At 65.3% G+C, this 6,259-nt stretch carries 7 protein-coding genes; 3 read left to right on the top strand and 4 right to left on the bottom strand.

Annotation, left to right across the window (positions count from 1 at the left end; translation table 11 throughout):
• Positions 1–488 precede the first annotated feature (488 nt).
• Positions 489–977: a Twin-arginine translocation pathway signal gene (locus PMN64_RS41265; protein WP_411784911.1), complete on the top strand. Its 489-nt coding sequence runs from the start codon at positions 489–491 to the stop codon at positions 975–977.
• 20 nt (positions 978–997) lie between these two features.
• Complete coding sequence (locus tag PMN64_RS41270; RefSeq protein ID WP_411784912.1) at positions 998–1,609, top strand: ferric reductase-like transmembrane domain-containing protein; 612 nt, start codon at positions 998–1,000, stop codon at positions 1,607–1,609.
• Between the two features lie 122 nt (positions 1,610–1,731).
• Here the strand turns inward: PMN64_RS41270 and PMN64_RS41275 are convergent, their stop codons facing one another.
• Positions 1,732–2,436 carry an SDR family oxidoreductase gene (locus tag PMN64_RS41275; RefSeq protein WP_411784913.1) on the bottom strand — a complete coding sequence of 235 codons (705 nt, stop codon included), beginning with the start codon at positions 2,434–2,436 and terminating at the stop codon, positions 1,732–1,734.
• A 140-nt stretch (positions 2,437–2,576) separates the two neighbouring features.
• Between PMN64_RS41275 and PMN64_RS41280 the strand changes: the two genes are divergently transcribed.
• Positions 2,577–3,395 (top strand): extracellular solute-binding protein, encoded by an 819-nt coding sequence (locus PMN64_RS41280; protein WP_411784914.1) that lies wholly within the window; start codon positions 2,577–2,579, stop codon positions 3,393–3,395.
• Here PMN64_RS41280 and PMN64_RS41285 read toward each other — a convergent pair.
• From PMN64_RS41285 to PMN64_RS41295, 3 genes are all read right to left on the bottom strand, one after another.
• A complete protein-coding gene (locus PMN64_RS41285) occupies positions 3,369–4,067 on the bottom strand; it encodes an ABC transporter permease (protein ID WP_016845814.1) in 699 nt (232 codons plus the stop codon). The two genes, PMN64_RS41280 and PMN64_RS41285, sit on opposite strands and share 27 nt — an antisense overlap.
• A 75-nt stretch (positions 4,068–4,142) precedes the next feature.
• Positions 4,143–4,520 carry a response regulator gene (locus PMN64_RS41290; protein ID WP_016845813.1) on the bottom strand — a complete coding sequence of 126 codons (378 nt, stop codon included), beginning with the start codon at positions 4,518–4,520 and terminating at the stop codon, positions 4,143–4,145.
• A 113-nt stretch (positions 4,521–4,633) separates the two neighbouring features.
• Entirely contained in the window at positions 4,634–5,869 is a 1,236-nt protein-coding gene (locus tag PMN64_RS41295; protein ID WP_411784915.1) for an extensin family protein, read from the bottom strand.
• Positions 5,870–6,259 lie beyond the last annotated feature (390 nt).

Here is a 6,259-nt window from a genome sequence, read left to right on the forward strand (position 1 = left end):
AGCCGGCGCCGACCACCGCAACGTCGACCTGCTGCGTGGTTCCGCTCTGCGTGGAGTCTGAAGCGCGTGCTGCAACTGCTGCGTCTGGCATGCCATTCCTCCCGTATGTTTTGATTTGACGGAAGGCTAGCCCTGCGTTTTCAGTTTGTCATCACGACAAACGCAATCAGAGGTCGCCGCAATTATGACGCGCGCGGCCTGGAGCGCGCCGCGCAGCGCGTAGACGCAAGTGGTGTTGCTGCGGGCCCGGGCACATGGCGGAAGGTCGACGCCGCATTCCATCACTGCGCGCGAACCGACGCAATCCCACCGCACCGCATATACGGAGGCATCAATTTGCCTCGCCAATGACGCGGATCGAGCGGCCGGCACGCCCATTCACAACTCTGCGACCTATCGCGCCCTTCGCGTCCCTCAGCTGGGCACCTCGCGGCTGTTGTTGTAGCTTGGACGGAGCAATTGCACGGTCGCCAGGAGGAAGAATCCACATGACCACCGTCGTGTTCAACCGTCGCATCCTGCTCGCCGCTGGCGGCTCCGCCCTGGCAACCGGGATTGCCGGGCTCCTGCTACCCGTCCGCGCCGAAGGCCTCGCACCGACTGACTCGATGGCGGGCGGGTCGAACAACTACCGCAAGGGTGCGCCGATCGTGGATCGGATCGGCAAAGGCGGCTTCTGGATGAGCGGCACCGTACGCCGCGCCGGCGACGGGGCTCCGCTTGCCGGGCAGCGCATCCAGATTTGGGCGCACACGACCGAAGGGCAGGAGCACGAGCCGCAGAGCCATGGCGCCACGCTTACCGACAAGGACGGGGCGTTCCGTCTCGAGATACCGCAGATCATTCCGATCTTCGGCCAACCGCATGGTCACCTCGCCTATGACAGCGGTGAATTCAAAACCGTCTTTCTGCGTCCCGTGATGCGGAGCGCAAAAGATACCAGCCTTGAGGCGCATTTCGTGCTTCAGCCGGCCTGACCGGGTTGGGATCAAACAGGATGAGATTCGCCCGGGCGACCCTGATCTGGGCCGCCCTTGTGGCCGCCGTTTGCGTGCCGATCGCCGCGGCAGCTGCGAGCCCACTGCTCGCATGGCGCGGTCCGGTCTACATCCTGGCGGGATTCGCAGGGATTATCGCGCTGGGTCTTGCGCTCGTTCAGCCCTTGCTGATTGGCGGATACTTGCCGGGACTGGCCGCATATCGCGGACGGCGAGCACACCACTGGATTGGAGGCGCGCTGGTCGCGGCGGTGGTGATCCATGTCGCCGGCCTTTGGATCACCAGTCCGCCGGACATGATCGACGCCCTGCTCTTCTCATCGCCGACGCCGTTCTCCCCGTGGGGTGTGATCGCCATGTGGGCCATCTTCGCCGTCGCGCTGCTGGCGGCACTGCGCCGGCGATTGCGACTGCGACCGCGAACATGGCGCCTTGCCCATATGTCGCTTGCGGTGATCATCGTCGCAGGCAGCGTGATCCATGGCATGCTGGTCGAGGGGACGATGGAGACGGTGTCGAAGACTGCGCTGTGCGCACTGGTGCTGGGCGCGAGCATAAAGGTCATGGCTGACTTGCGGGTATGGCGAAAGCGCGCGACGTCGCGCACTTAGCGATCTTGCGCCGTTTCTTAAATTGCGCCGCAACACCCTTCCGGGCCATCATCTTCTACACCCTGGGCGGCGATTTCAGCGCGACGCCGGCTAGCTTCACTTTCCGGTCGTTCGGCAAGTCCTCAAATCGAGCGCATCAATCCGCCATCGACGCGGATGTTCTGGCCGGTGATGTAGCCCGCGCCGTCGGAGACGAGGAAGCTGATGGTTGCGGCGATCTCTTCCGCCTTGCCGTAGCGCTTCATCGGCACGCTGTCGCGGCGCTCGTCGGTTGCCGGCAGGCTGTCGATCCAGCCCGGCAGCACGTTGTTCATGCGCACATTGCCAGCGGCGTAGCTGTCGGTGAACAGTTTTGTGAACGCGGCGAGCCCGGCGCGGAACACCGCCGAGGTCGGAAACATCGCGCTCGGCTCGAATGCCCAGGCGGTGGAGATGTTGACGATCGCGCCCGACTTCTGCGCCTGCATGTGAGGTGCGACGAGACGCGTCGGGCGGATCACGTTCATCAGATAGACGTCGAGACCGGTGTGCCACTGCTCGTCGGTCAGTTCGAGCACGCCGGCGCGCGGGCCGTGGCCGGCGCTGTTGACCAGCGCATCGATGCGGCCCCAGCGCGCCACCACGCCGTCGACGGCGCGCTTCAGATCATCGTTGGAACGGTTCGAACCGGTGAAGCCGAGGCCGCCGAGCTCCTTCGCCAGCGCCTCGCCCTTGCCCGACGACGACAGGATCGCAACGCGGAAACCATCGGCCGCGAGGCGCCGCGCCGCCGCCGCTCCCATGCCGCTGCCGCCTGCAGTAACGAGCGCGACCTTCTCTGCTGCCATGATCCGATATCCCTTCTTCATGCTTCGTTCGTGGCGACCCTAGCACCGCCGATCGCAGCGCGCGACATCGCGCCTGCTTTGCGTCACCGGACGAAATGCGGCAAGGTGACCGACATCATTCTCCGGTACGCAGTATTCACATGACATCGTTCGTTCGAAACCTCCTCATCGCCGCCGCGCTGTTGTTCGCCGGCCCGACGCTCGCGCAGCCCCGGTCCATCATCGTGGCGTCGACGACATCGACCGAGCAGTCCGGCCTGTTCGGCTATCTGCTGCCGCGCTTCTCGGAGGCCTCGGGCATTGACGTGAAGGTGGTCGCGGTCGGCACCGGACAGGCGCTCGACATCGGACGGCGCGGCGATGCCGACGTCGTGTTCGTGCATGATCGCGTGGCCGAGGAAAAGTTCCTGGCCGAGGGCTTTGCGACCGGGCGATATGACGTGATGTACAACGATTTCGTCATCGTCGGCCCGAAGGCCGATCCGGCGCATATCGCCGGCGACAAGGACGTCGCGGACGCCCTGCGCAAGATCGCCGCGACCAAATCGGCCTTCATCTCGCGCGGCGACCACTCCGGCACGCACGAGGCCGAGCTGCGACTCTGGAAAGCGGCCGGCGTCGATCTCGGCTCCGCGAAGGGCGAGTGGTATCGCGAGATCGGCCAGGGCATGGGTCCGGCGCTCAACATGGCGTCGGCGTCGAATGCCTATGTGCTGTCCGACCGCGGCACCTGGCTGTCGTTCAAGAATCGCGGCGAGCTCGCCGTGCTGACCGAAGGCGACCGCCGGCTGTTCAATCAGTACGGCGTGATGCTGGTCAATCCGGCGAAGCATCCGACGGTGAAGGCCGCGGACGGCCAGGCCTTCATCGACTGGCTGGTCTCGGAGGCCGGGCAGTCGGCCATCGCCGGCTACAAGGTCGGCGGCGAGCAGCTATTTTTCCCCAACGCCGCGCACTAGCAGAAACGCGATCGTGCTGACGCTGACGCTCAGCGCAAGCAGGATGACGCCGAGCCCGAGGCCGAGCGCCAGCTCGCCCTTGCTGGTCTCGAGCGCGATCGCGGTCGTCATCGTTCGCGTATAGCCGCTGATATTGCCGCCCACGATGATGATGGCGCCGACCTCCGCGATGGCGCGGCCGAACGCGGCGAGGAATGCGGTGAGCAGCGAGGCGCGGCCGAGCGAGAACACCAGCGCAAGGCTGCGCAAGCGGGACAGGCCGTCGGTGCGGATCAGGTCGGCATATTCCGCCCACAGCAGCGCGACCGGACGATGCACCAGCGCAACCACGATCGGCGTCGCCAGGATGACCTGCGCCACCACCATCGCCGTCGGCGTGAACAACAACCCGGCGAAGCCCAGCGGTCCGGATCGCGACAGCAGAAGGTAAAGCCCGAGGCCGACCACGACCGGCGGCAGGCCGAGACAGGCATTGGCGAGCACGATCACCACCTGCCGTCCGCGAAATCTCGATATCGCAAGCCAGCCGCCGATCGGCGCGCCGATCAGCAGCGCGAGCAGGCTCGCCAGCAGGCTGACACGCAACGACAATGCGACGATCCCAAGCAGGACCGGATCGCGACCGGCTATCAGGGAAGCTGCCGCCGTGATCGACTGTGCGAAGTCATTCATGCCGGCCTGGAAGACACGTTTGCCCCGTACAACCTCCGCATCGCCGATTTCGCGGGGGCGATCAATCGCTGAGGCCTACGCGGCATTCTCAAGCAGCTTCGCCACGGCCGCAACCAGTTCATCGGGCGAGAACGGCTTGTTCAGCAGCACGCTGTCCGGCACGCCCCTGGTCGGCCACTCATCGCCGCCGCCGCCGGTGATGTAGAGCACCGGGAATGACGGATCGATCTCGCGGGCGCCGCGCGCCACACGCCAGCCGTCGAGCCGGCCGAGCAGGCGAATGTCGGTGACCAGTGCACTGTATTTGGTGCGGAACGCCTTCAGCAGCGTCAGGGCTTCCTCGCCCGAACCTGCGATCGCCGGCTCATAGCCGCCGTCCCTCAGGGCGTCCTCCACCATCATCTGAAGATCACGATCGTCTTCGATGACGAGAATGATCGGCGCGTCTTGCAAAGTTATCCCCCAAACAATCAGCCGGGTGCGCCCGACTCAGCGAGCATATGCAACAAAAGTGGCTACCGTTTGCACGGTGTCACCCAGTAAAAATACGGGTATCAGACGCGCCCCTATTCGTCGGCGAATTCGTCTTCTTCGTTGACCCCCGCCTTACCCCGCGGGGCCGGCTTTCTGCCGCCGAGCGATCCTGTGACATAAGGTTCGCGCGTTGCATAGGGGTTACGGCCGCCGGCGCGCGCCGCGACCTCCTCGCCCGAGACGGCGGCGGGCTGGCAGATCAGGCGCCGGCTGGCCCGGCGCATCAGATCCACATGGATGTGGTCGTAGTGATAGACGTTGGACCCCGGCGCCAGCACCGTGGTGAATTGCTGGCAGGCGGCGGCCTGGACATCGCGCAGAAAGCCCTGCTCTTCCGGCAGGCCCTTCCAGCCATCCTTCACGGTGATGCGGCGCCCGTCGGCCAGCGTGAAGGCTGCGATGTCGAGCGCATTGCCGAAGGCGTGCTCGGAAATATGCGCGTGCGAATTGCCGTTCATGCCGCGGCAGGAATAGGCCGAGATCTGCTTGATCTCGACGACACGCGCGCCGAACCAGCGCTGCGCCGCCGGCTGTACGGAATCGGCGAGCCAGCGCTCGAGCACCGAAACGATCGGACACGCCAGCGTTGCCGCCGGCTTCACTGCGACCGGGCCGACCGTCACCACCGGATTGCCGCTCGAGGGACCGAGCCGCGGCGGCGGTGGCGCGCCGGGCGGCTGCTGGGAATACGGTGCCGGTGAATAGGGCGCGGCCGCGCTGTCGCGCTGCGGATTGGAAGGCAGGCCCGGATAATAAGGTCGCTCGCCCCTGGCGTCGGGCGAGCCATCCGGCGGCAAATCGATCTCGTCCTGCTGCTGCGGAACGCCGGGCGCCGACAGCGAGACCGGCCCATTCTGACGGCTGCCATAGCTCGGCTCATTGCCATAGCTCGGCTGGCCGACGGCCTGATTGGAATACGGCGCCTGCACGGGCGGCGGAGACGGCTGGCGGTTGATCGGCCAGCGCGGCTGGTTGCCGACTGATGCCGGCGGCCGCAGGCTGTCGTCGGCAAATCCGTAAGCTGAACTGGCTTCACCGAGCGCGGCGACCTTGAGCGGGAACTCGGCGCCGCAGACGCCGGGACCGGAGATCGGATCAATGCGGACGAGGTCGGCGCTCTCCTTGACCGCGCCCGACTTCAGGCATGCGGCCTCGGCCTCGGCCCGCCACGGTTCGCGCTCGGCAGTCTGAAACAGACCGCGACCGCAACCAGCAAGCGACACAAGGACAAGGGAGCCGACGAGATACAAACGAACTCCACGCGTCATGGCGCGGAGGTTCTGCGAATTTGATTAAAGACTCTTCAACGCATTTCGATGCGTTGTTTTCAGCTGTCCTTAACCATGCGACGGAACCCGAGGGACTGCGATCGTGTCGCGTCGCGCGCGTCCTTCAGCGGCGCTACCGCTGCGGAGTGGGATGAAGGCCTTCGTTCCCCTTGGCGATTGAGGATGCGTCGGCGCTTCGACATCGCGTGCCGGCAAGCTCCATCAGCTCAAGGTAGTGACTAAACATAGTGCGCGATGATCCGCCCCAACCGAAATATCGAAAACAACCCCATGCAAAGTAGCATCCAACCCGGGGCGGTGGACAACATCCGGACCGGTGACACGTCGATACTCGCGATGCTTCAGAATATATTTGCGCGCACTTCAACC

The organism is Bradyrhizobium sp. UFLA01-814 (assembly GCF_046718885.1).
GTDB classification, from domain to species: domain Bacteria; phylum Pseudomonadota; class Alphaproteobacteria; order Rhizobiales; family Xanthobacteraceae; genus Bradyrhizobium; species Bradyrhizobium elkanii.